Annotated in this window: 20 protein-coding genes; 6 read left to right on the plus strand and 14 right to left on the minus strand. The window is 63.9% G+C overall.

Features of this window, described 5'->3' with window-relative positions:
* Positions 1-1,185: S16 family serine protease (locus VGH98_00435; GenBank protein ID HEY2374413.1), on the plus strand; the 1,185-nt coding region annotated here is incomplete at its 5' end.
* A gap of 111 nt (positions 1,186-1,296) precedes the next feature.
* Here VGH98_00435 and VGH98_00440 read toward each other — a convergent pair.
* The 5 genes from VGH98_00440 to VGH98_00460 all read right to left on the minus strand — a co-directional run bounded on the left by VGH98_00440 (position 1,297) and on the right by VGH98_00460 (position 6,770).
* On the minus strand, positions 1,297-2,547 hold the full coding sequence (locus VGH98_00440) for a DUF445 family protein (protein HEY2374414.1): 1,251 nt from the start codon (positions 2,545-2,547) through the stop codon (positions 1,297-1,299).
* An 11-nt stretch (positions 2,548-2,558) separates the two neighbouring features.
* Positions 2,559-3,809: a hypothetical protein gene (locus VGH98_00445; protein HEY2374415.1), complete on the minus strand. Its 1,251-nt coding sequence runs from the start codon at positions 3,807-3,809 to the stop codon at positions 2,559-2,561.
* Complete coding sequence (locus VGH98_00450) at positions 3,797-5,008, minus strand: AAA family ATPase (GenBank protein ID HEY2374416.1); 1,212 nt, start codon at positions 5,006-5,008, stop codon at positions 3,797-3,799. The genes VGH98_00445 and VGH98_00450 overlap by 13 nt, the downstream gene beginning before the upstream one ends.
* Before the next feature lie 141 nt (positions 5,009-5,149).
* Entirely contained in the window at positions 5,150-6,001 is an 852-nt protein-coding gene (locus VGH98_00455) for a prepilin peptidase (protein ID HEY2374417.1), read from the minus strand.
* Positions 5,982-6,770: an RNA methyltransferase gene (locus VGH98_00460; GenBank protein HEY2374418.1), complete on the minus strand. Its 789-nt coding sequence runs from the start codon at positions 6,768-6,770 to the stop codon at positions 5,982-5,984. Before VGH98_00460 ends, VGH98_00455 begins: the two co-directional genes overlap by 20 nt.
* Positions 6,771-6,845: 75 nt before the next feature.
* Here VGH98_00460 and VGH98_00465 point away from each other — a divergent pair, with 75 nt between their 5' ends.
* Positions 6,846-7,661: a M48 family metallopeptidase gene (locus VGH98_00465; protein HEY2374419.1), complete on the plus strand. Its 816-nt coding sequence runs from the start codon at positions 6,846-6,848 to the stop codon at positions 7,659-7,661.
* Here VGH98_00465 and VGH98_00470 read toward each other — a convergent pair.
* Genes VGH98_00470 through VGH98_00490 form a run of 5 tightly spaced genes read right to left on the minus strand, consistent with a single transcriptional unit; the run spans position 7,656 to position 13,334 of the window.
* Positions 7,656-8,501 carry a purine-nucleoside phosphorylase gene (locus VGH98_00470; GenBank protein ID HEY2374420.1) on the minus strand — a complete coding sequence of 282 codons (846 nt, stop codon included), beginning with the start codon at positions 8,499-8,501 and terminating at the stop codon, positions 7,656-7,658. The two genes, VGH98_00465 and VGH98_00470, sit on opposite strands and share 6 nt — an antisense overlap.
* On the minus strand, positions 8,498-9,571 hold the full coding sequence (gene add / locus VGH98_00475) for an adenosine deaminase (GenBank protein HEY2374421.1): 1,074 nt from the start codon (positions 9,569-9,571) through the stop codon (positions 8,498-8,500). The genes VGH98_00470 and add overlap by 4 nt, the downstream gene beginning before the upstream one ends.
* Positions 9,555-9,818, minus strand: coding sequence for a hypothetical protein (locus VGH98_00480; protein HEY2374422.1), 264 nt, complete (start codon positions 9,816-9,818; stop codon positions 9,555-9,557). The genes add and VGH98_00480 overlap by 17 nt, the downstream gene beginning before the upstream one ends.
* Positions 9,815-13,078: a 5'-nucleotidase C-terminal domain-containing protein gene (locus tag VGH98_00485; GenBank protein HEY2374423.1), complete on the minus strand. Its 3,264-nt coding sequence runs from the start codon at positions 13,076-13,078 to the stop codon at positions 9,815-9,817. The genes VGH98_00480 and VGH98_00485 overlap by 4 nt, the downstream gene beginning before the upstream one ends.
* A gap of 43 nt (positions 13,079-13,121) precedes the next feature.
* Positions 13,122-13,334 (minus strand): hypothetical protein, encoded by a 213-nt coding sequence (locus tag VGH98_00490; GenBank protein HEY2374424.1) that lies wholly within the window; start codon positions 13,332-13,334, stop codon positions 13,122-13,124.
* Here VGH98_00490 and udk point away from each other — a divergent pair.
* From udk to VGH98_00510, 4 genes are all read left to right on the plus strand, one after another.
* Positions 13,231-13,893, plus strand: a complete 663-nt coding sequence (gene udk, locus VGH98_00495) for a uridine kinase (GenBank protein ID HEY2374425.1) — start codon at positions 13,231-13,233, stop codon at positions 13,891-13,893. The two genes, VGH98_00490 and udk, sit on opposite strands and share 104 nt — an antisense overlap.
* On the plus strand, positions 13,890-14,636 hold the full coding sequence (locus VGH98_00500) for a response regulator transcription factor (protein ID HEY2374426.1): 747 nt from the start codon (positions 13,890-13,892) through the stop codon (positions 14,634-14,636). The genes udk and VGH98_00500 overlap by 4 nt, the downstream gene beginning before the upstream one ends.
* Positions 14,637-14,658: 22 nt before the next feature.
* A complete protein-coding gene (locus VGH98_00505) occupies positions 14,659-16,359 on the plus strand; it encodes an ATP-binding protein (GenBank protein ID HEY2374427.1) in 1,701 nt (566 codons plus the stop codon).
* Between the two features lie 102 nt (positions 16,360-16,461).
* Positions 16,462-18,072, plus strand: coding sequence for a Ppx/GppA phosphatase family protein (locus VGH98_00510; protein ID HEY2374428.1), 1,611 nt, complete (start codon positions 16,462-16,464; stop codon positions 18,070-18,072).
* 83 nt (positions 18,073-18,155) lie between these two features.
* On the opposite strand, the gene ppk1 is transcribed toward VGH98_00510, so the two are convergent.
* The 4 genes from ppk1 to VGH98_00530 all read right to left on the minus strand — a co-directional run bounded on the left by ppk1 (position 18,156) and on the right by VGH98_00530 (position 22,968).
* Positions 18,156-20,279 (minus strand): polyphosphate kinase 1, encoded by a 2,124-nt coding sequence (ppk1, locus tag VGH98_00515; protein HEY2374429.1) that lies wholly within the window; start codon positions 20,277-20,279, stop codon positions 18,156-18,158.
* Between the two features lie 168 nt (positions 20,280-20,447).
* Positions 20,448-21,491 carry an inorganic phosphate transporter gene (locus tag VGH98_00520; protein ID HEY2374430.1) on the minus strand — a complete coding sequence of 348 codons (1,044 nt, stop codon included), beginning with the start codon at positions 21,489-21,491 and terminating at the stop codon, positions 20,448-20,450.
* 13 nt (positions 21,492-21,504) lie between these two features.
* Positions 21,505-22,128 (minus strand): DUF47 family protein, encoded by a 624-nt coding sequence (locus VGH98_00525; GenBank protein HEY2374431.1) that lies wholly within the window; start codon positions 22,126-22,128, stop codon positions 21,505-21,507.
* 60 nt (positions 22,129-22,188) lie between these two features.
* Positions 22,189-22,968 carry a rhomboid family intramembrane serine protease gene (locus VGH98_00530; GenBank protein HEY2374432.1) on the minus strand — a complete coding sequence of 260 codons (780 nt, stop codon included), beginning with the start codon at positions 22,966-22,968 and terminating at the stop codon, positions 22,189-22,191.
* Between the last annotated feature and the right edge of the window lie 14 nt (positions 22,969-22,982).

Genomic DNA, 22,982 nt, shown 5'->3' on the forward strand with positions numbered 1-22,982 from the left:
CGCGATCCGATTCTCATGATCGACGAGATCGACAAGATGTCCGGCGGGGGCCCGAGCGGCGACCCGACGGCGGCGATGCTCGAGGTCCTCGATCCGTCGCAGAACAACGCCTTCGTCGATCATTATCTCAACCTGCCCTTCGACCTTTCCTCCTCGCTCTTCGTCTGCACGGCGAACAATCTGTACGACATTCCCGCGCCGCTCCGCGACCGCATGGAAGTCATCAAGATCGCCGGCTACACCGTCGAGGAGAAAGTCGAGATCGCATGGCGGTACATGCTTCCCCGCCTGCTCGAGGAGCACGGCATCACCGACAAAGACATACAGTTCACCGACGAGTCGCTTTCCTTCATCTCGAATCGGTATTCACGAGAAGCCGGCCTGCGCAATTTCGAGCGCAATCTCGCGGCGATCATGAGGAAGCGGGCGCGCCGCAAGGCAGAGGGCGAAGAGGGCGCGTGGGTGATCGACCTCGAAAAAGTCGAAGAGATCCTCGGCATTCCTCGTTATGCAGTCGAGGAAGCGGAGAAGGTCCCCGAAGTCGGTGTCGCCACGGGCCTCGCCTGGACGGCGACGGGCGGCGATCTCATGATCATCGAGGCGCTGAAGATGCCTGGTACCGGCCGTCTGACGGTTACGGGTCAGCTCGGCGAAGTCATGCGCGAAAGCGTCGATGCGGCCTACTCCTACGTGCGATCGCGCGCCGGCCAACTCGGGATTCCAGATTCGGATTTCCGCGAATACGATCTACACATTCACCTTCCTGCTGGTGCGATCCCGAAGGACGGACCGAGCGCGGGCATCACGCTCACGCTCACGATCGCCAGCACGCTCAGCGGCCGGCCGGTGCGACGCGACGTGGCGATGACCGGCGAGGTCACGCTCCGTGGAAAAGTGCTCGAGATCGGCGGTTTGAAGGAGAAGATCCTGGCTGCCTATCGAGCGGGTTTGCGCGAGGTGATTCTCCCAAAGTCGAACGAAAAGGACCTTCGCGACGTGCCCGCCGAAGTGAAGCAAAACATGGCGTTCACCTTCGTCGAGCGCATGGACGAGGTGCTGCACCTGGCATTGCTCCCAGCACCGTTAGGCGTCGCCGACGTCACCGAGCCGGAGCCGTCGCCAGGTATCGCGGGCTCGTCAACGAGAGTGGATCGCGAAGATTCGGTGGCGGCGCGCGGGGCGTGATTGGTGGTTGGTGCTTGGTGGTTGGTTGCTTGTGATTCGGAACGGCCGGCGCGCACCACGCGCCGGCCTTCGGTATTACGAGCCACCAACGACCAGGCCACCAATCCCCAGCTACTTCATCCACTTCGAAATCAAGTAAATCACCGTCCCCGCGAGTCCCCCGACGAGCGTACCGTTGATGCGAATGAATTGAAGATCGCGCCCAATGGCCAGCTCGACGCGCCGCGACGTGACATCCGGGTCCCACGACGCAACGGTGTGCGCGATGAGGTCAGCCACCTCACTCTGATACCGGTCGACGAGGAACATCGCGACATCGACGATAAAGTCGTCGATCTTCTGAAGCAGCTCGGGATCCTTCACCACTGCTTCGCCGAACGCGTTGATCGCGCGCTCGATCGTTCCCGGCGCAACCTCCTCTGGCGCCTCTGCGTAGCGAACGAGCGCCGTCTTGGCGCGGCCCCACAGCCCAGACGAGAATCGCCGCGCCGCATCGCTCAGGAGCAACTCTTCCTTGAGTGCCTCGATGCGCGCGGCGACGGCCGGCGAATTATTCAGTTTCTCGATGAAGTTGTCGATCGCGATGTCGAAGCGCTCGCGCAGTGGGTGCGTCGAATCGTCCCGGACCTCGATGAGAGTTCGCTCGATGGCCGATACGATCTTGCGATAGATCTTGTCGTCGATGGCGCTGGGCACCCACCACGGCGTCTCCTCCTCGACACGGAGTCGGATGAGCGCGTGACTGTCCTCCACGGCATTGGCCGCCAGCCGTATCGCGTCGTTGAGCAACTCCTGATGTCGGTTGTCGGCGGTGATGATCGACAACAATCGACTGAGCAATGGGGCAGCCTTGATGGCACGGACACGCTCGGCCACGCCCCGATCGATGAATGCCTCGACGTCCTCGTCGCGGACCAGTTGAGCAGCCGAGGCGAGCGATGACGCCGCGTGTCGCGCGATCTGTCGCACGTTGTCCGGACTCGCGAGCCACTCCGCCAGTCGCGGTGCCACGTCGAGACTTCGCAGCCGGTTCGCGATCACGTCGCGCGTGAGAAAGTTCTTCTGCACGAACGCGCCGAGCGTACGCCCCACACGGTCTTTTCGAGCCGGCACGATCGCGGTGTGCGGGATCGGAATCCCCATCGGATGACGGAAGAGCGCGGTCACCGCGAACCAGTCGGCCAAGCCGCCAACCATTGCCGCTTCCGCCGTTGCTCGAATGACGTCGAGCCACGGGTAGCGCGTCACCAGCAAGCGCGTGACGAAGAAGATCACGGTTGCCAGCACGAGCAACGCCGTCGCCCGGCGTTTCATGCGGTCGAGCTGCGCCTGACGAGTCGCTTCGTCCTGCAGGAGTTGCATTCGTGCGCCGCTCAGCCGCCCAGAGTCAGGCGAGCCAAATCGACCAACTGCGTCGACGTGCCCGTTGGGACATCGACGACGAGCACGACGTTCCTGCCGTCGATCTCGCGCGGAGTCACGACAACCGTTCGCCCGCTGCCGTTGTAGGTGCGCACACCGCCGGCACCGCTCTTTGCCGCCGGGGCGCGGTAGCGCTTCTCGAATGCCTCGCCTAACGCATTCACGAACTCTGCCGCGTCGATCGCGCTATCCCACGCCGACACCCAGGCGAGACCATTGCCACCGGACGTATGCACTATCGCGTAGCGATCGCCGCCCCAGCCAATCGCCGCGCGCGACGCCACGTCTTGATCTCCGAGGTGCTCGAACAAAAAGAGGCGGGTATCGAACTCACCCAGGGTGTTCTCGTAGATCGTGCCTGGAATCCTGGGTACTGTAATGCGAATGGGCGCGTCTCGGGGCGTTGTGAAGAACGCGCGGTCATGCATCACTTGTTCGGTCGACTGCGGCATATCCTGAAATGGCAGTCGTCCAGGCTCGTGCTCCTTGAAGCGCCTCACGAACTCCGCGCCGTTGATATAGGGGAACAGCAATTCCTCCTGGATCACCATCGGCGCCGCACTGAAGATCGGTGAGCTCTGCGAGTCGCGGATCAAGTCGCGCATGCGATCCTGGCCGCCCGGCAGTTGGGTCGCGAGGCTGGCACGTGCGCCCAGCATCCAGGTCATCTGCTCGTATGTGGCTTCACCCTCGATCACCGCTTGTGCGGCAGTTTGCCGATCATCGTCCCCGCTTTGATGTTGCAACGAGTCGAGGTTGAAATACTGATCCTGGAGCGCGTGCACGAGCTCGTGATAGATCGTCACGCCGACAACGTCGTCCGGCGCGCCGTTCATGATGTAAAGCACTTTCGTCTTCGGATCGTAGAAGCCGAGGATCTGCTCGGTGAGCAGATCCACGAGCAGCTTTCGCACGTTCATCGTGTCGGGGATCAACCCGAGCAGCTTGTACGCAGCTTCCTTTCCAGCGAGATCGCGTTGTGTCGCCGAATCGCTGAGCTGAGCGAGCAGAAAAGCGCGCACCTGCGCCCTCGACTTGACCTCGAATTTCGGCGGTTGCTTGAACCGGACACCGACCGCCTTCTCGATCCTCGGAATGTCTTCCTTGACGTGATCGGCGTACGACTGTTCCGAAGCGCCGCGGCGGCAGGCGGCCGCAGGGAGCAGCAGCGCTAGCGTCGCGAACTGCCTCAATCGGTCCACGCCACGCTCTTTCCCGACATCAGACTCACGACACGCGCGATGTCGTGCCCGCGGACGACGATTCCCTGCTCCATCAGGAGCCGACTCAACTCGGACTCCACTTCGGAGAGCGACGCCGTGCTCGGTGTCGCCGGAGCTGCGCTGGTCGGCGCCGCTGCCTCCGTGCTGGCGCTCGCGCTCGCGCTTGGCGCGGGACGTTTCGGCGGAGGCCCCATGAACAGCGCCTCGAGCTCCGCGCCAAACCGCTCGAGCGCGCCGAAGCCATCCTGCGGGTAGCGATCCTCAGTCCGCTCGGCGGCGTCCCGCTCGTCCTCCGCGACTGCTTCCTGCCTAACGCTACGTCGGTCATTCGACTCGTTCTTCGCCGCTTCACGGCGCAGCAACGACACGCGGCGCCGCATGAGCTCCTCGGCTCGCGGCGGATAGCTCGCGACCGCTTGCATGTGCGCACACGCCTCGTCCAGCGCGTCGATCGCTTTGTCGGGACGCATCCGATCGGTCACGTACTCGTCGGTGAGCGTCACCGACGAGCGGAGCGCTTCGTCGGAGATGAGCACATTGTGATGTCGCTCGAGTCGCTCCTTACGCGCTTGCAGAATCTCGAGCGCCTCCACGGCGCCTAGCTCCCGCACGGCGACCTTCTGAAAGCGGCGCTCCAGCGCTGGATCACCGAGAATCCACTTCTCGTATTCGTCGTTCGTCGTCGCGCCGATAACGCGGAAGTCGCCGCGGACGAGCGCCGGCTTGAGCATGTTGGCGGCATCCATCGCGGCGCCGAGCGCGGTGCCCTGTCCGATCAGATTGTGCAACTCGTCGATGAAGAGGATCACGTTGCGTGCAGCGGTCGTCTCGGCGACGAGTGCGCTGATGCGCTGTTCGTACTGTCCGCGATAGGTCGTGCCCGCGAGCAGCCCAACGTGATCCAGCGAGAGCAGGCGCACGTTGCGCAGGACCAGCGGCACGCGCCCTTCGGCAATGCGTTGCGCCAGACCTTCGGCAATTGCGGTCTTTCCCACACCGGCCGGTCCGACGAGCGCTGGATTGTTCTTGCCGTGCCGCAGCAGGATATCGATCACCCGATCGACTTCGGCGTCGCGACAACGAACGGGTTCGAGGCGCCCGCCGCGTGCGTCCGTCGTGAGATCGCGAGTGAAGCGTTTGAGCGCATCACCCTCTGGCGCCAGGAAATCTCCAATCACGACAAAAAAGGGTTAGGGGCTAGGGGCACAAGCGAAGGGGCTAGGCTCTTGGGGCTAGGGCCGAGGGACATCGACGATGGGCGCCTTTGAACGCCGCGCCTAGCCCTTAGCCCCTAATCTCTAGCCCCTCCTTTCTACCCCTCAGCTCCTCAGGAGCCACCCGAGCCACGTCTCTCCCCAAAGCAACGTCAGCATCGCAGCAGGCGCAAGGAAGACGCCGAATGGAACGAGCGGCGCTGCGAATGGGCCGCCGCCCAGAGCAAGCTCGGTTTGCTCACGTGTATGCGTACGGCGAAACCACGTAATCGGATACACGACGCCTAAAAAAGTGACCGCACCGAGAGCCGACGCGACGAACACCGTCATGATCGCGCGCTGTGGACCGAGCGCGCCGCCGATGAACGCCATCAAAGTGACGTCCCCGAGACCCATCGCTTCCTTCCTGAGCGCAACTTCACCCAGCCATCCAACGATCGCGATCATGCCGGCTCCCGCGCAGGCGCCGATCAGCGCTTCGTAGGGACCTGCGAAGAGCGAACCCTGTCCGAGGAAGAACGCGACGATTGCGGTGAGCAGAGTCCAGAAGAGGCCGAAGAGTGTGAACCCATCGGGTATGAGATAAGTCTGCGCGTCGGTCAGCGCGACACCGAGCAAGACCGTCCCGAACACGGCGACGCGAATGGCCGTGAATGTTGGACCGAATGCAAGCACGCAGGCGAGCCATCCCAGAGCAACCGTCAGCTCACCGATGACATACATGGGAGAAATCGGTTCCGCACAGCAGCGACAACGCGCGCGCAACGCGAGCCAGCTCACGATCGGAATGTTCTCGAACCAAGCGAGGCGATGCCCGCACTGCGGGCAGCGAGAGCGTGGTCGAATCACCGACTGCTCTCGCGGCCACCGAACGATGCACACGTTCAGAAAAGAGCCGATACAGGCTCCGAACAGGAACGCGAATGCTGGCGCTAGTTCAGGACTTATTCCGATCATTCAATCGTAGCTCATAAAGAAGGATACCTGTCGCAACGGCGACGTTGAGCGACTCCACCGCTGGCGCAATCTCGACCGACACGAGCTTGTCGGCGCTTTCTCGCGTTCGGGCTGAGAGTCCTGCTCCTTCGTTCCCAACCGCTAGCGCCAGCCGAGCCGGGATGGCGTCGCCTCCCTGAACGAGTCGGAACAGGGACTCGCCCGCGGCATCGGCGCCCCAAAGCGAAAACTGACGCTCGAAACGGAACGCGGTCAGCTCCTCCCAGGTACAAGCAAGCGTAGGGTGGTGGAACAAAGCCCCCATTGAACTACGGACGACTTTGGCATTCCAGAGGTCAACGGTTCCGGGCAGACTGACGATGGCGGCAGCTCCCAGAGCCGCCGCCGTGCGTACGATTGTTCCGACGTTGCCAGGATCCTGCACGCCGTCGAGTACCAGGAGGCGAAACGGCTCGGTCAGTTGCAGAGTGGTGAGATCGCATTGGGGGACTTCGGCGATGGCGAGGATTCCCTGGGGTGTTTCGGTTCCTGACGCGGACGCGAATTCGGCGGACGTGACCTCTTGCACCGGAATCCCGCGCTCGCGCACTGCTACAAGGAGCGGCTCCGTGTGAGTGAGATCAGGTGCTGGTGCGGCGAGGACGCCGCGAATAGTGAGGGGGGAATGGAGAAGCTCGGCTACGGTGCGAACGCCTTCGGCTATGAAGAGCCCGTGGCGCTCGCGCGCGTGTCGGCGCTGCAGGTCCCGGGCTATGCTCAGCACGCGCACGCGAGTAGGCCTTGAACGGGACGGCGAATCAGGGTTTGCTTTCGGCGAGCCTAACCACGATATGCGAGAACGATCATGAGACGAATTCTAGCCGGTGCACTGTTGGCCGTCACGGCCGCGGGGTGCAGCGTCTCCACGCAGCAGGAAGTGGAACTCGGCGCGCAATACAGTCAACAAATCAACGCGCAGCTTCCCATCATTCAGGACCCTGAGGTCAATCGCTACATCAACGTACTCGGCGATTCGATCGCGCGGCTCACCGCGCGGGGCGACCTACCGTGGCAGTTTTTCGTCGTCAACAGCGCGGAAGTCAACGCGTTCGCCGTACCGGGTGGTTACATCTACGTCAATCGTGGGCTGATCGAGCGCGCACGGAATCTGAGCGAGCTGGCCGGCGTGCTCGGACACGAGATCGGCCACGTCGTCGAGCGTCACACGATCAAGCAGATGCAGCAACAGCAGGGCGCGCAAGTCGGAGTTACCCTCGGTTGCGTACTGCTCAACGCGTGTGGGAGCGAGATCGCGCAGGCAGGAATCAACGTCGCCGGCGGCGCGCTCTTCGCCAAATTCAGCCGCAATGACGAAGCACAGGCCGACGAAGTGGGTATTGCGAACGTCGTACGCGCGGGGATCAGCCCCAAGGGAATTCCCGAGATGTTTCAGATTCTCATCGACGAGCGACAGTCGAATCCGGGCGCCGTCGACCTCTGGTTCGGCACGCACCCGACCGAGGAGAGCCGAATTGCAGACACTCAGGCGATCATCGACAAGATCGATCCGGCGATTCTCCGCTCGCTGACGTACGACTCGCCGCGCTTTCACGACTTCAAGCAGCGCGTGAGGGCGTTACCGGCTCCGCCACCGCAGCGCACGAACAGTCGCGGTTCATAAGCGGGCGACGACGCCGCTCACCAGACGCTCGAACTTCGCGGCGGCACGGGCGGTCGTCTCGATGACCTCGTGGTGCGTGATCGGCGTCGTCGAGAGCCCGCAGGCCAGATTGGTCACACAGCTCACACCGAGGACGCGCAAACCGAGTGAGCGAGCGACGATCGCCTCGGGTACCGTTGACATCCCGACCGCATCCGCACCCAGAAACGAGAGCATGCGCACTTCGGCCGCTGTCTCGTAGGTCGGACCAAGCAGCCCACAGTATACGCCTTCGGTGAGCGAGATGCCCTCGTCGCGCGCAACGTTTCGCGCCACCACACAGAGCGCATCGTCGTAGGGCGACGACATGTCGGGGAACCGGACCTCGTCGCCCGTGACCGGGCCGATGAGAGGATTGAGAAACATGAAATTGATGTGATCGCGTATGAGCATCAGGTCGCCGGGCGTGAGATTCGGGCGAATGCCGCCAGCTGCGTTCGAGACGATGAGCGTCTTTGCGCCTAACGCTGCCAGAACGCGAGTCGGAAACGCCGCGAGCGCGGCGGCGTGTCCTTCGTACATGTGAAAGCGCCCCGCGAGCGCAATGACCGGCCGCCCGGCGAGCCTGCCGGCGATCAGGACCCCCGCGTGTCCCGCCACCATGGCGGACGGAAAGCCGGGAATCTGACCGAACGGAATTCGCGCGCCGTCAGTGATTCGATTGGCGAGACCGCCCAGCCCTGATCCGAGGATCAGTGCGGCGACGGGCTTGACGTCGCCGAGGACCGAGCGTACGTGATCCGCAGCGGCGGTCGCGTCGCTGGCGCCGTAGGCCACACGAGGCACCTGGATCGCGTTCATTCTGGACATCCGGCTTCGAGCGCCGCGATGTCGCGATCGGCGTCGGCGAGCAGCAGACGCCGCTCTTCCCAGGGAAGAAACGCCGCGGCGAAGCCGTTTCGCGCCACCTTGCACAGCTCGGCCAGGGTGAAGCCAAGGTGCGTTGCCGCGGCCTCGTATTCGTCCGTGAGCGTCGTGTCGCTCATCAACCGATTATCGGTGTTGAGCACGACGTTGAGCCCGCGATCGTAGTACTCGCGCAGCGGATGCGTCTCGAAGTGTTCCGTTGCCCTCGTCTGGACGTTGCTCGTTAGGCAGATCTCGAGCGGAATGCGGCGATCGTTGACGTATTGCGTGAGCGATTCATCTTCGGCAAGGCGCGTCGCGTGCCCGATCCGATGCGCGCCACAGACGTGGACCGCCTGCCGGATTGATTGCGCGCCATCACCTTCCCCTGCGTGGCACGTGCAGGCGAGGTCGTGCTCTCTCGCGTAACGGAACGCGTCGGCGTGAAGCGTTGCCGGATGGCCGTGCTCGCCGCCAGCGAGATCGAAACCGACGACTCCGCGATGTCGATACGCGACGGCGAGGTGCGCGAGCTCGCGCGAGACGTCGGGCTCCATCGTGCGCAATGCGCAGATGATCACCTTGCCCACGATGCCGATCTCGCTCGCCGCCCGCGCGAGGCCGCGCAACGGCGCCTCGACAGCCGCGCCGAGATCGAGCGCACCACGCACATTGAGAATGGGTGCAAAGCGCACCTCGATGTATCGAACGCCGTCGGCCGAGGCATCCTCAGCAAGCTCGTAGGCGATTCGCTCGAGCGCATCGGCCGTCTGCATCACCGCGAGCGTCACGTCGAAGCGCTCGAGATATTGCTCCAGTGTGGATGCATCGTGCACACGCATGTACGACCGGAGCGAATCGACATCGGTTCGCGGCAGCGTCACGTCGTATTCGCGCGCAAGCTCGAGCAGTGTTGCCGGCCGCAGCGAGCCATCGAGATGACAGTGCAGCTCTGCCTTGGGCAGACGGCGCAGCAGTTCGCGATCGATGGTCGGCGACGTGCGGCGCTCAGGCGTCGGAGCCACCGGTCACCTCGTCGCCGTCGCGCTTTCGCGCCGGAATGAGACGAAAGATCGAACCGGCACTGACACGCACGTCCGCGGCGATCGGGAGTCCGCGGCTGTCGGTGACGACTCGCTCGCCACGCGTCACTGCTGCCGCTTCGTCGGCGCTCCAGCTGCGGATGGCGTCAAGCACGGACGCACCCGGCGGTACGTCGACGCCCACGGCATTCACGAAGACGCGCACGGAGCGCGGCACTTCAGCGCTCATGGACGAGGCGCAATCACGAAGCGCTTGTCGTTGGGTGACGCCACAGGCTGTTGTTGATGCTGGAGATACCTGATGAACGCGTCGAGGTCGACGAGGTCCAGGTTTTCGGCCCGCCTAACGGCGCTGCCGAAACCGAGACCGCTGCCGCCTGTATACTCGAAATCGTTGAGGACGACGGTATAGCTCCGATTCTCGTCCAGCGGCGAATCGCCGATCCGGACCGAGACCAGCCGCGAGCCAGGCGCTCGCGTCGTATCGTACTCGAGCACGGCTCCGCTGATGTGGACGATCGGCCGTCGCTTGCCGAGAAGATTCTCGAAGTAACTCCGCAGGTCGCGACCGCCGACGGTCACGCGATAGAGGATATTCCCAAACGGCTGCACCTCGAAGAGATCCCCGTACGTCGCCGTGCCCGCGCGCAAGGGTGCGCGGATGCCGCCGTTATTCATGATGCCGATGTCGCCGTTCCCTTCGACGCGCATCGCGTCCGCGATGAGATTGCCTAACGCCACTTGCTCTTCGGCGCCCGTGGCGGACTTCTTCATATACTCCGCAACTCGGGCGATGGGCCGATTGGCCCGTGGCGCTGCTGCGCTCGTCGCCTGAGCGACGAGCGCATTGATCGCCGAATCCGGGGCAATGGAGTCGGGCAGGACGTCGCGCACGTCGTGCGCCGGCATCGTCCCCTCAGGCGCATCGAGCGGCAAATCGACGACGTCGATCGCCTGCCCCTGGGAACGTCCCTGAACGATCGGCGTGCCATGTACGAGCGTATTCACGAGGGAATGCGTGTGGCCACTGATGATCGCGTCCACGTGCTGGCTCAGTCGCTGTGCGAGGTCGACGATCTCGCCCGCACAACCGCTTCGGCCCGTGCGGTCGCAGAAAGCGCCGGCATGGGCCACGACGACGACAACGTCGGCCCCGTTCGCTCGCAGCCGCCGCGTTAGGCTGTCGACGATCGGCGCGGGATCATCGAACCGCAAACCAACGACATTCGACGCACGTGTCGAAGTTGGCGTCGATCTCGTCGCGAGGCCGATGACGCCGACCTCGATCCCGCCGCGCCTAATCAGCGTGTCGCTCCGAATCCACGGAACGGCGTGGCCCAGCGTGTCGCGGACGTTCGCGCCTAGGATCGCGTAGTGCGCCTGACGCATGCGCGCGCGCAGCGTATCCTGTCCCCAATCGAACTCGTGGTTGCCGAGGGCGCCCGCGGCCAGCCCGAGCTGATTGAAGACATCGACGACGGGACGGCCGAAGGCGAAGTTCGACGCCGGAGTGCCCTGAAACTCGTCGCCGCCGTCGAGCAGCAGCGCGGTGCACTGCGGCAGCTTGCATTCCGCCTCGGCGCGCTGAATCGCGGCGGCGACGTACGCCAGGCCTCCGCGCAGTACGCCGTTCGCGTCCGGACGCGGCTCGAGCGCGCCGTGCACGTCGTTCGTGCCGATCAGGCGAAGACGACGGCCTGCTATCGCTGGTCGCGCCGCCGTCCGCGTCGCGCCTTCGCCCGGAATGCGGTGCATCGACGCGTACGCCGTCGCAACGGCAGCGTTAGGCACGATCTCCCAGCTGTGACGAGCGTACTCCGACGGATCCAGCGTCTTCCGCGCGCGTACTTCGTCGATGAGCAGCTGGCGAATCTCCAGTTGGCGGTCGTCGAGATTCTTCGAGCCGGCGAGCATTGCGTAGCCGCCGCCGCCCGTCTGACGATAGTTGTTGAGCGCGAACGTGAAGCTATCCGTCGGCGCGACCAGTCGGCCCTGATACTCGAGTCTCGTGATGCGCGCGCCGATCGGCTTCGAGACGTCGATTGTGTAGTTGGCGCCGCCAACGATGTCGAAGTTGTACCCTGGAATCGATGGATCGACACCAACGACGCCGTGTGCATCGGTTCGGAAATAGCGTGCGCTGAACTCGAGATAATCGCGAAGCTGGCGCCCGGAGATTCGGATCTTGCGCAATGTGTTGTCGTACGGATACAGCGCCGCAATTCGCGCGACGGTTACCGGCCCGGCCGCGAGATTCGCGTCGAGCGAAAAGGCCGCCGTCGACGCGAGCTGCGCGCCGGTTGCTTTGCGCTCGACGTCGAGAATGAAGTCGATGAGCGGTGTATCGAGGACGCGCGCCGAATCAGCGCGCCACGCAACGATCGTCGTGCCGACCGGTTGCGTCGCATAGGCAAGCGTTGCCTTGTGTGCTGCCTCCGTCGCGGCGATCACCACCGCATTCTCGGCGTGGCCGGCCGCAGGAATGAGCGTGCTATGCTTCTCCACGACGCGCCAGTGCGCGCCTTCTCGCGCCAGTCGCAGCGTCGCGACGCCGAGACTCGTCGCCCAATTCTTCGGCTGCATGAGTAGCGCGCCATCGATCATGGAATCGGCGAGCTCTTTGTGGGAGTGGCCATAGACGATGAGATCGATCCCCGGCACCTCACGCGCGACGCGCGCAGTCACATTCTCGCTCGCGACCTTGGTGCTCACCGTGTCGTAGCTCGACGGTTCGTTGAGCCCCGAGTGCAGCATCACGATCACGACGTCCGCGCCCGCGGCGCGCGCCGCGGCGACCGATTCGCGAACGGATGGGATGATGTCGCGCACAACGATTCGACCGGCGAGGTTGTCGCGATCCCAAACGTTGGAGCCGGGCGTCGTTCCGCCGACGAGCCCGATCCTCACCCCCTCGCGCACGATCATTTTCCACGCGGTGAACGCGTGGTGCCCGTCAGACGAATATGCGTTGGCTGCCAGCATCGGGAAGCGCGCATCTGCTATCATGCGACGCAGCGTCGGCACGCCATAATTGAATTCGTGATTACCGATCGCCGCCGCGTCATACGACATCGCGTTCATTGCCGCCGCCACCGGATGGGGTCGCAGCGAACTGCTCGGTAATCGAGCGGCCACGTACGTCAGCGGATTCCCCTGGAGCAGATCGCCCGCATCAACGAGCACAACGCGTCCGGGATTCGCACCGCGTAGCGAATCGACGATTGTCGCGAGGCGCGTAAGTCCGCGCTCGGGCTCGGGCGCGTTGGCGTAGTAATCCCAGCTGCGAAGCCGCCCATGTGTGTCCGTCGTGGCCGCGACGACTAAATCGACTTCCGAGCGATGGGGGCTCGGCGGCACATTGATCCGCGTGAGGCGCGTCGAGCGAAGGTCGAAGCGCGATGTCGGCGTCGCGCAGCCGATCGCGAGAGCAGCAAATGCGAGAAGCGGCGCGCGGCGCTGCACCGCGCCGAGCGAGAGGGGATGCATCATGGCGACAAGCTAGCGGCACGACGGAGGAGGTGGCAGTGTATGCTTATACATGATCGTGACAGAGCGGCCGCTTCATTCCCACCGCGGCCCACGTCAACTTCTGCGCGATGTCGTCGTCCGGGCCCAGGCGTGACTCGATCGGGCAATCACCAGTGAAGCCGCTCATCATCGGCATCGCAGGCGGTACCGGGTCCGGCAAATCCACCGTCGCGAGAAACGTGGCGAAGGCACTCTCCACGTCGTCGGTGGCGTTCATCGACATGGATGCGTATTACCGCAACTTCGCGCACGTACCACTCGAGGAGCGACGACACATCAACTGGGACCATCCCGATGCATTCGACTGGGAGCTCCTCCTCACTCATCTTACCGCGCTTCTCGACGGCGAGTCGATCGACAAGCCGATTTACGATTTCGTCTCACACGCGCGAAGCGCACAGAAGACATCGATTGCCGCGGCCGAGGTCATCGTCATCGACGGCATTCTGCTGTTCGTCGACGCGCGCGTTCGCGATCTCTGCGACGTGAAAGTCTTCGTCGATGCGGACGCGGACATTCGCCTCATCCGGCGCATTCGTCGCGACGTCGCCAAGCGAGGCCGCGCGCTCGACGACGTCATCGAACAGTACCTAACGACAGTTCAGCCGATGCATCTGCAGTTCGTCGAGCCGAGCAAGCGGTACGCAGACGTCATCGTGCCTCGTGGCGGACATAATCCCGTGGCCATCGAGATGATCGTCGCGAAGATCGAGCGTCGACTCGCCTCAACCCGCATCGACCAGCCCGCGCATGCGGGCGAGAGCACGCGCGCGTGACCTTCGGAGCCGGCGGCGGGACAGGCGAGGCGACAACACAAGCAGGTCAGCGTATCCTCGTCGTTGACGACGAAGCCGACATCGTCGCGCTCATCGTGTACCATCTTGCCAAGGCTGGATATCGCGTGTCGACGGCGGCGACCGGCACCGATGCGCTCGACGCCGCGCGGCGTGAGCAACCCTTGCTGATCGTTCTCGATCTGATGTTGCCGGATGTCTCCGGCTACGACGTCCTCGAGCAGTTGCGCGGCTCAGAGGCGACGGAGACGGTCGGTGTCCTGATGCTCACGGCGCGCGTCGAGGAAGCAGATCGGGTACGTGGTCTCGCTCTTGGTGCCGACGACTATCTCACGAAGCCCTTCAGCCCACAGGAGCTCGTGCTGCGCGTCGGCGCCATTCTGCGACGCATGGCTGCCGGTCCCAGTGCGCCGTCCGATGTGCTTGCAATTGGACCGATCCACATCGATCGAAGCGAGCACCGCGTGCTCGTCGAGGGTTCGGTCGTCGACCTCACACCGACCGAATACAAACTGCTCCTGATGCTCGCGGAGCGTCGAGGACGCGTGCAGGCGCGCGGGCACTTACTCGAGACAGTCTGGGAAGCGGCGCCCGACATTCAGACACGCACCGTCGACATGCACGTTCAGCGACTCCGCGCGAAGCTCGGTCACGCAGGTGCGCTGATCGAAACCGTGCGTGGCTTCGGTTACCGGTTGCGGGCAGAAACCGCGCGCTCCTCGTGAGGCATTTCATCGGGGGGCACGCGTGACGCTCACCAAGCGGCTGGTCCTGGGCTCGCTCGTCCTGGTCTTTCTGCTCGTCGCAGCTATCGTCGTGCTGTCCGGGAATCGCCTCGAGACGCGCCTCGTCGAAGAGACGACAGCAGAGCTGACTCGTGAAGCACGGGTGATTGGAATGTTGTGGCGGCCAGGCTTCGATACCGACGCGTTGGCGGATTCGGCCGGTGCGGCGCTCCAGCGCCGCGTAACCTTGATTGATTCGTTGGGCGTTGTCCGTGGCGATTCGCACTTCGACGGCGAGGAGTTGCAACACCTCGAGAACCACTCGACCCGAGCCGAGATCATCGCGGCACGTTCGCAGGGCATCGGCGTCGGTCACCGGCGCAGCGCGTCTGCTGGCGACGACGAGCTCTATGTTGCGATCCGGCACCCGTTAGGCTTCGTACGGGTATCGATCAGCACCGCCACGCTCCGAGATATCGTGTCCGGCGCTCGGCGAGACGTGCTTGTCGCGGGCCTGATCGCAGTCGTCGGCACGCTGCTGCTGGCGTATCTCTTCTCGCGCAGTGTGACGCGTCCCGTCGTCGAGCTGCGTGACGTGGCGCGAGCGATCGCTGCTGGTGATCTCGACCGGCGGCCGTCGCTCTCGGCTCCCGGAGAAGTCGGCGATCTGGCGCTCGCGTTACATCGGATGTCCGAGCAATTGGCGACGCGACTGCACGCGCTCGAAGCCGACGACGCGCTGATGTCGGCGCTCGTCGAATCGATCAACGAAGGCGTGGTCGCCGTCAGTGGGCGCGGGAGCGTCGTTCGATTGAACGAGAGAGCGCGCGCGTTCCTCGGCGTGGAGAGCGCGGTGCCCTTCCCCGCGGATCGGCTTCCGCAGGAGCCAGCGGTTCGTGCCGCGCTGCGCGACGCAATGTCGGGCGCGCCCACCGAGCTTCGCGAGATGTTGTTCGCGGGCCGCACGCTTGCGCTCACGGCCCGGCCATTGCCAGATGGCGGTGCCGTGCTCGCGCTTTTGGACCTAACGACTCGGCGTCGCCTCGAGACCATTCGGCGCGATTTCGTTGCCAACGTCTCACACGAGCTGAAAACACCGCTCACGGTGATCAGCGGGTTCGCCGAAACGCTTCTCGACGCGGACATCAGCCCCGAGCATCGCCGTCAATTCGTCGGCACGATTCAGGCGAACGTCGTGCGCATGCAGCGCATCGTAGACGACCTGCTCGATCTGGCGCGTTACGAATCCGGCGGCTGGGCACCCAATCCGATTTCCGTCGATCTCAACGCCGCCGCGGGCGAAGTGCTCGCGATCGTTCAGTCGGAAGCCACGCGCAAGAAGCTCGACCTCCGCACGTCGATCTCTGCTGGCGCCGGGCGCGCCACCGCCGACCCGACGGCATTACGACAGATTCTGCAGAACCTGGTCGAGAATGCGGTGCGCTATACGGCGAACGGAAGCGTGACCGTGTTCGCGCAACGCAGAGACAGCGGAACCGTCGTCGGCGTGCGCGACACCGGCGTCGGAATACCGCGTGAGCATCTGCCGCGCATTTTCGAACGCTTCTACCGCGTCGATGCGGGACGCTCGCGCGAAGTGGGCGGCACGGGTCTCGGTCTCGCCATCGTGAAGCATTTGGCCGAGGCACATGGCGGCTCCGTGCGAGCGACGAGCACGGTTGGATCGGGCACGGAGATCGCCGTGTTCTTTCCCGACGCGTAGTTGGTCGTCGGTTATTGGTGGTTGGTGATTCCGAAGTCACCAACAACCAACAACCAATCACCGATCCACCACCACCAACGAGTCACCACTAAATTTCCGCGCGTGGCTGCGATTTCCTCTGCATTGCGAGAGGCCGATGCGCGTCGCATCGCGGCGATCGACATCGGCTCCAACTCCATTCGCCAGATCGTCGCCGACGTGTCTGGTGCTGGGGGAATTCAAGTCGTCGATGAGATGAAGGCCGCCCCGCGTCTCGCGGCTGGTCTCGTCGACACCGGACTGCTCGATGACGGCGCGATGACCCGTGCCGCCGACGACATCGCCCGCATGGCGACGCTTGCGCGGCAGCTCGGCGCCGAGCGAATCGAGGCGGTCGCCACGAGCGCCGTTCGCGACGCCAGTAATGGCGACGAGTTTCTCCGCCGCGTGCATCGCCAAACGGGACTCAACGTCCGCGTGCTCGACGGTGAGGAGGAAGCACGGTTGAGTTTTCGCAGCGCGCTCGCGCACTTCGAGCTCGGCGCCGGACGCGCGGTCGTTGCCGACATCGGCGGCGGCTCCCTCGAGCTCGTGCTCAGCGCCGATGGGGTCATCGAGCGGCTTTCCTCGCTGCCGTTGGGCGCCGTGCGACTCACGGAGCGGTTTCTCCCTGACGCAACGACGAGTCCAAAAGCGCTTCGCGCCCTGCGCAAGGAGGTTCGGGCGCAGCTGCGGCCGCAGCTTCCGGTTCGCGATTGGCGCGGTGCGCCGCTGATTGGCTCGGGCGGCACCTTCACGAACCTGGCCGGACTCCACCTAACGAGGCAGGGAATCTTCACGGCGCGGAGCGTGCATGCCGCGCGGATCCCCCGCGGGGATGTCGAGCATCTGCTCGAGATGCTGCATGCGATGAGTCCCGCCGAACGACGCAACGTCGAGGGCTTGAATGCAGACCGCGCCGACATCATCGTCGCCGGTCTTGCCGTCGTCGCGGAGGTCATGGCGCGTCTAGAGGCGCGCGATGTCCAGGTGTCGCGCTACGGCATTCGCGAAGGGCTGCTGCTGGAGGCGGCGCGCGTCCGACCGGTGGTCGCCGACCCGGGTGAGGCACGTGAGCGATCCGTCCGCGAGTTGGCGGCGCGCTGTCACTACGAGGAGCGGCACGCCACGAATGTGCAACGGCTCGCCGTTCGTCTCTTCGACTCGCTAGGGGCACGTCTCGGCGCCACCGCTGCCGAACGTCCGCAGCTCGCGGACGCCGCCTTGCTGCACGACGTCGGCTATCACATCAGCTACGATCGGCACCACAAGCACTCCTATCACATCATCGTGCACGCCGAGCTACTCGGCGTTCCGCCCGCGGAGCAAGTCGTCATTGCGAACGTCGCGCGCTATCATCGGGGCGCGCCGCCGAAGAAGAAGCATCGCAATTACGGATCGCTCGATCGCGAGCTGCGCGCCAGGGTGCGCCGGCTTGCGGCCATTCTTCGCATCGCCGACGGTTTCGATCGCGGGCACACTGGAGCCGTGAAAACGCTCCGCGTTCGCTGGGTCAAGCGCGCAATTCGCGTCACCCCGGTCGCTAGCGATTCGCGCGCTACACTCCGCCTCGAGTGCTGGGGTGCGCACCGAAAGTCGGCGCTCCTGGCGAAGGTCGCCGGCGTCCCCGTGGAGATCGTCGCTCCAGACGGCACGGTGCTGTCGTCTCACGACACGGAGACGAACGCGGAGTGAAACGTGGTTGGTGGTTGGTGCGAAACAGCACCAGCAACCAATCACGAACGACCATCAACCGACCACCAAGTACCAGCGACCGACTACACCAGTGCGCCCACCCCTCTCATCTCACCCGACGTACGTCCGTCCGGCGATGTGAGCCCCCACGATTCGCGCAGGAGAATGTCATGCGTCGAGTGCACCACACCATTGGGTGTGCGCTGGGTCCAGCTGCCGTCGGCGGCGAGCTCCCACGCCTGACGGTTGTCCTCGAGGCAGGTGCGCAGCAGGCTACGCAGCCGATCGTGCAACGTTGCATCCTCGACCGGCGCGACGGCTTCGACACGGCGGTCGAAATTGCGCTGCATCCAGTCCGCCGAGCCGATATAAAACTCCTCGGCACCGCCGTTCGCAAAGGAGAATAGGCGAGAATGCTCGAGGAAGCGCCCGACGATGCTGATGACGCGAATGTTATCGCTTACCCCAGGCACGGCTGGCCGCAAGCAACAGATACCGCGGACGATGAGCTCGATGTCGACGCCTGCTCGCGACGCGCGATACAAGGCCTCGATCGTCTCCGGATCGACGAGGGAGTTCATCTTCGCGACGATGCGAGCCGTTCGGCCGGCGCGCGCGTGCTCCGCCTCGCGATCGATCAGGTCGAGGACGCGAGGGCGCATGTTCGCCGGCGCGACGAGCAGCTTGCGATATAGCCGCTGGCGCGAGTAGCCAGTGAGTGAGTTGAAAAGATCCGTAACATCGGCGGCGATCGACCGGCTGCAGGTGAACAGACCGATGTCGCTGTACAGCCGCGCGGTTCGCGAGTTATAATTGCCGCTGCCCAGATGCACGTAACGACGGATGCCGTCCGCTTCGCGCCGAACCACCAGCGCGAGCTTCGTGTGCGTCTTCAGTGTCGCCGAGCCATAGGCGACGTGCACGCCGAAGCTCTCCAGCCGGCGCGCCCACGTGATGTTGTTCGCCTCGTCGAAACGCGCCTTCAGTTCGACCAGCACCGCCACCTGCTTGCCGCGCTGCGCCGCGTCGATGAGTGCGTCCACGATCGCCGTGTCGCCCGACGTGCGATACAACGTGAGCTTGATCGCGAGCACGTTGTCGTCTTCCGCCGCGGTCTCGAGGAACCGTTCGACGCTGGCGCTGAATGAATCGTACGGATGATGCACGAGGAGATCGCGCTCGCGGATCACCTCGAAGATCGACCGGCGCGGATCGCGCAATTCCGGCGGAATAGACGGCGTGAACGGCGGATCCTTGAGAACCGGGCAATCGAGCGCGGCGAGCGCCATCAGGTCGCCGAGGCCAAGCAGCTTTCCGGCTTCGAAGACATCGCGCTCGGTGAGGGCGGTACTCAGCGTCACGTCCTCGCTGCGCAACTCCTCGAGGAGTAGCGTGCGGAGGTGCTGAGGCGTCGCGTCCTCGACCTCGAGCCTAACGACTTCGCCGAATCGCCGCTTGAAGACCTGCTCTTCGATCGTGGCCAGCAAATCTTCCGGCTCTTCGACGGGTAGCTCGAGATCCGAGTACCGCGTGATCCGGAACGGATGCCAGCGAAGGACTTCCATTCCCGGGAACAGCGCACCGAGATTCGCGCCGATCACTTCCTCCAGAGGAACGAAGTGATTGAGCCGTCCGACGACGGGCACCCACCGCGGAAGGCTCTTCGGAACTTTGACCCGCGCGAAATGGTCTTCGCCCGTCTCGGGATCGCGGATCTCGACAGCGAGCGATAGCGAAAGATTCGAGATGTACGGGAATGGGTGCCCGGGATCGACCGCGAGCGGCGTGAGCACCGGAAAGACTTGCGCCTCGAAGTATTCGTCGAGCGCGCCCCATTCCCGCGCGCTGAGGTCTGACACGCCAACCAGACGGATGCCCTGCGAAGCGAGTTGCTCGAGCACCTCGTCGAAGCAGCGACGCTGCACTGCGTGCTGCTCGCGCACCACGCGGTCGATCGCGTCGAGTTGCTCCTGCGGCGTGAGACCGTCCACCGGCGGTTGCTGGACGTTCGCAGCGACCTGTCGCCTAACACCGGCGACCCGCACCATGTAAAACTCGTCCAGATTGGTGCTGAAGATCGACAGAAACTTCACCCGCTCCAGCAGCGGCGTACGCGCGTCGACTGCCTGTTGAAGCACACGGCCGTTGAACGCGAGCCAACTCAACTCGCGGTTGATGAACAGCGAGCTCTGCGCAACTTCTGGCATCGGGGTGAAGTCCGGGAGGAACTACCAAAGGTATAGCTCCTAGACTACCCAGTTGTCACGGGTGGGTCACGCGGACGCGAGGTCGGCTGTCTTGCCCGGCTGAGAAGGGGCTAGGGTCTAGGGACGTAGGGGCGAGGGCAAATCCCTACTCCCTACCCCCTAGCCCCTCTAACAGCCCAAATGCACGAGCCGGCTCAAAATCTGGTAAGCAATCGCAGCCATGATTCCAGCGGCTGGGATCGTCAGCATCCAAGCCCAGACGATTCGGCCGGCGATTCCCCACCGGACCGCCGAGAGCCGGTGCGTTGCACCAACCCCGACGATCGCACCGGTGATCGTATGCGTCGTACTCACCGGGATGCCCAACCTGGTGGCGAACAGGATAGCAAACGCGCCGCCCGTCTCGGCGCAAAATCCACCGACGGGTCGCAACCGAGTTATGCGGGACCCCATCGTGTGGACAATTCGCCACCCGCCGAATAGCGTCCCCAGCGAGATCATGATGTACGCCGCGATTTCCACCCAGAGCGGGATGTGATCGACCGACTGCAGGTAAAGATGATGCAGGAGGCCCGGCTGCAGTCGAAACATCTCCTTCGTCGACACAAGCAGACCGGCGATGATCCCCATCGTCTTTTGTGCGTCGTTGGCGCCATGCGAGAAGGAAAAGAGCGCCGAGCTACCCAACTGCGCGACGCGAAATACGCGATCGACGCGGTGTGGCGAGACGCGCCGAAAGATCCAGTATACGGCGACCATCAGTCCAAATCCCGCAAGCAGACCGATGATCGGCGACAGCGCGATGAATTCCAGCGTCTCGATCCACTTCCGCCCCCATAAGATTGCCGCCATTCCCGCCTTGGCCATGGCGCTGCCAGCGTAGCCGCCGATGAGCGCATGCGACGAGCTGGACGGAAGACCGAAGAACCACGTGATGAGATTCCATGCGATGGCGCCGATCAATCCGCCGAGGATCACGTTGGCGTCGACGAACGCGACGTCGATCATCCCCCTGCCGATGGTGCTCGCGACCGCGGTTCCGACCGTGAACAGGGCTGCAAAGTTGAAGGTCGCCGCCCACAACACGGCGGTGATGGGGGTGAGGACGCGCGTGCCGACGATCGTGGCGATCGAGTTCGCCGAATCGTGAAAGCCGTTGATGAAGTCGAAGGCGAACGCGATCAGGACGATCGTGATGACGTACGGAATCACGCGTCGCGACGCCTCACGCGTTCTTCAGCGAAATGCTCTGAAGCACCTGTGCGACGCCCATGCAGCTGTCCGTCGCGCGCTCGAGAGTGTCGTACATCTCCTTCCACTTCATGACTTCCAACGGATCGGGACGCCCGCTGAAAAGATCACCGACGGCGGAGTGGTAGATGGCGTCGGCCTCTTCCTCGAGGCGTTTGATGAACGCGGCCTGCTCGGTCACTCGCTTCGTCTGGCGAATAGACGACACGCCGGTTTGAATGTGCTTCGCCGCTTCGACGAGCACGCGCGCGAGCTCACGGGCGGGCTTCTTGACGACGTCGATGTGCAGCATCTCGAATCGGCGAGCGGTTCCGTCGATGAGATCGATGACATCGTCGAGACGCGAGGCGAGCATGTGAATGTCCTCGCGATCGATCGGTGTGACGAAACTCTTATCGATTCGCTGATTGATCGTGCTCGTGAGGACGTCGGCTTTGTGCTCGACATCCTTGATCGCGCGCACGTGATCGGCGACGTGCTCCGGATCGTCGAACAGCTCGCCGAGCATGCGCGCCGTTTGCGTCAGGTGCGCAGTCAGCTGGTCGAACAGATCGAAAAACAGCTCGTCGCGCGGAATCAGCCTCGCCAGCACTCCCACTTCGGCCTCCCAGCAATGGCGCCGGAAGATACCCGGCCCATGTGTACCGTCAAAGACCGCTCAGCGAGGAAAGGACCAAACCTGCGGCGGCCGTGCAGCCGCTTGACGTTCGGCGACGCGCTCTGGCTTCTCGAATAGCTTGATCAACACCATTCCAGTGACGAATCCGCCGACATGCGCCCAAACGGCGACGCCACTCGACACGTCAGGGGAGACCTGTGAGAGCGATGGCAACGCCGTGATGAGTTGGATCCCGAACCACCAGATCAGCACCAACCACGCGGGAATTGGAATCACGCGAATGATGATGATGAAAATGAAAAGCATGTTGACGCGCACTCTGGGATACAACACGAGATAAGCGCCGAGGATGCCCGAGATGGCGCCCGAGGCGCCGACGGTCGGCACTGGGGAGGCGGGCTGCATGAGAACGTGCGTTGCTGCTGCGGCGAGCCCGCAGATGAGATAGAAGGCGAGGAAGCGAATCGAGCCCATGCTGTCTTCGATGTTGTTGCCGAAAACCCAGAAGAACAGCGCATTGCCAAGGATGTGTAACCAGCCGCCGTGCAGGAACATCGATGTCAGCGGCGTGAACTTGTTGATCGGATCGTTGTCGACGACGCAGGCTAGATGCGGAGCGATCGGTACACTCATCCCGAGAGCCGCCCGATGCGTGAGCTCGCCTGGAATCATTCCCCAGTTGCAGATGCTGGTCGCGAGCCGAAGCTCGTTTAGGCCGGCGCCTTGAGCGGTGAGCCAAACGGCGAACATGGCGCCTAGGAGTGCCCAAGTCATCACCGGCGGATGAAGCGTCGGGTTTTCGTCGCTGATCGGGAGCATTGGCCTGGATGGCG

This window comes from Gemmatimonadaceae bacterium (genome assembly GCA_036496605.1).
Classification (GTDB): domain Bacteria; phylum Gemmatimonadota; class Gemmatimonadetes; order Gemmatimonadales; family Gemmatimonadaceae; genus AG2.